Genomic DNA, 2283 nt, shown 5'->3' on the forward strand with positions numbered 1-2283 from the left:
GGTCGGCTCGCGGTCCTCCATGACCCAAGGGAACCGGCGGCGGTCAATGTTCGGGAGTAGCGCGTCGATCACGTGAGCAGCGCCCGGGTTCTGGCCCTTCTTGGCCTGCGAGTAGGCCACCTTTCCCACGGCAGTCTTGAGATCGTCTTCGGAGATGGCCGGACCGACAAGGTAGCGCATCACGTATCGGTATTGATCGGGGGAGAGGAGTCGAGACGCCTCCTCGTGGAGACGCGAGAGGTCGACCGTAGCCTCGAGAACGTCTTCCACGTCGGCGAGCGACGCCTCGTATAGCTCGAGGTAGAGCTCCAGCGGCTCGCTCTCGCGGCTCTTACGGAATACCTCGACGGCGTGTGCCGCCTCGGCGGTCAGTTCGTCAATCGTCCAACGTGGGGGAGTTCCCGGCATAAGACATGAGCGTAGCGAGGTCAGGGACCGGGAGTCGCTCCATCTCACGCGGTTCGAACTTCGTCAGACCCCCAGAATAGGTGCGCCCTTGACTCAGGCTCACACCAGTGCTCAAGGAATGTGCGAGCGCGCGGAGAGCGCCTTCGGGTAGTTCCTGCCGCGGGTAGAGTCCGTGCGCGATGTTGATATGGCGTGCCTTCACCCGGTTGATCACAAATGCCGGTGGGCGACGAGCCATGTACGTAGCAAGGATCGGCGCGGGCTCGCGGAGACCGACCGACCACCACGCCTTCCGGGTACGTGCCACGTACCCCTTGTGCACGTCAAGCTTTCTGGCCTCGGTCAGGAAGCGCTTGACCCGTCGGAGCTCTCGTGATTCGAAGGCAGACTCGAGGTCGGTCGGAAGATCGATGACTCGGCGTAATGACGAGTCATCCAGGAGTTCCTGACCGGCGGCGAACAGCTCGAAGGCTTTGGTCACGGCGGGACGAAGCGCGGATTCGGGCAGTCCTGCCCCGTCCGAGGTCACCCAAACAGCGTTCGCGCCGGTTACAGCTCCCCGGTGCACGCGCATGATTTCACCGAGTTCGACGTGATCGGCCGGGACCTGAGTACGAGTGCGTACGAAGGTAGACCAGCGGCTCGTTTCGACCAGGCGGGCGTGGGCCACGGGGTTCGGCGGTGCGGTGAGGTCGCGAATCTCGGCAACTGAACTCACCGACCGAAATCCGATGCCGGCTACGGGTTCGCCTATGCGGAACGTCGTGATTGTCGCCGTCGTTTGCGTACCCTCGAACGCTTCCACCTCCGGCGACAGGATGTGAATGTGTTCGCCCCCGAGTGGCCCCGTGAGGAGCCCTCTGACGATCGATCCATAGTTCACGTCCAGCCATTCGCTAGAGGTGACGTAGCAGCCGGTGTCGCCCTTCTGCCCGAGGAGGCCCGTGGCGAGGAAGAACAGCGCGTGCAAGCCTGCCAGACCACTGATCTTTAGCCCCAGGGAGCCGGCAGCAAGCTGCGCCCATGCCTTGGTTTTCGCGGGGATCTGATGGTGCCGGAGGTAGGGCGGGTTTCCTACGAACGCGGTGCTCCCATCCACCTTCGGAAGCCGCGCACGAGTGAAATCACCCTGGATTACGCGCGTTGTATCGCCGGCGCCGAGGACGGCCACAGCGGCGCGGGTCATGACCGTGGCGAGGGGGTCGAGGTCGATGGCCACGACTGCAAGATGCGGGTCGTGCTTCAATATCGCCGCGGTGTAGCGCCCAGACCCGCAGCCAGCATCGACCACACGCGCAGGCTGTTGTGCGAGCGTCCATTCGACCATCGGGCGAACGATTGCATCGGGCGTGTAGACCGTTCCGCTCCCGCGGCGCTCGGCCGCATCACGAAGGTCGTAGAACATCGCCCCGAGAGGATCCCCTCCGCTGCGCAGGCTAGAAGCCGCGGCAACGACCTCAGACTTAAGCGGCACAGGCGACGAGGTGACCGCGCGCTCGATGAGTTCTGACTCTTCAGCAGAGAGCGGCCCCCCGGCCTCCGCGGCCCCGAGGGCAACGGCGAGGCGAACGATCTGGTCAGAGAGAGGGGCTGTCACCTCCTCATTGTGACTCATTCCGCCGACACTTAGTGTCGACATGCCGCGGCCGGGTCGGAGGATCTGGCCGATCCGGCGAGCGGGTTACTTGGCCTTGAACACGCCCCGGTCGATCCTCTCGAAGTACCGCTCATTCTGTAGGCAGCCGCGTACCGATGAGCTGGGGGGATTAGGAAAGCCGTCGGCGACGGCGGCTGTGATCTCCTTGATCGTTGCCGGCTCCCCGTGCTCGCGAAGGAACTCGTACATCGCCGCGGTAAGGCCACGCTTCCGTCGCC

The 2283-nt window shown here is 64.2% G+C and carries 3 protein-coding genes; all 3 read right to left on the minus strand.

Translation table 11 applies throughout. The annotated features are described in order from the left end of the window. On the minus strand, positions 1–408 hold a 408-nt coding region (locus ABD164_RS17935), incomplete at its 3' end, for a hypothetical protein (protein ID WP_344298067.1). Next, the gene (locus ABD164_RS17940; RefSeq protein ID WP_344298069.1) at positions 377–2005 is read right to left on the minus strand and encodes a methyltransferase domain-containing protein; all 1629 of its coding nucleotides are present in this window, start codon (positions 2003–2005) and stop codon (positions 377–379) included. The genes ABD164_RS17940 and ABD164_RS17935, both read right to left, overlap by 32 nt. Positions 2006–2089: 84 nt before the next feature. Beyond that, on the minus strand, positions 2090–2283 hold a 194-nt coding region (locus ABD164_RS17945; protein ID WP_344298071.1), incomplete at its 5' end, for a hypothetical protein.

This window comes from Agromyces neolithicus (assembly GCF_039529735.1).
Lineage (GTDB): Bacteria > Actinomycetota > Actinomycetes > Actinomycetales > Microbacteriaceae > Agromyces > Agromyces neolithicus.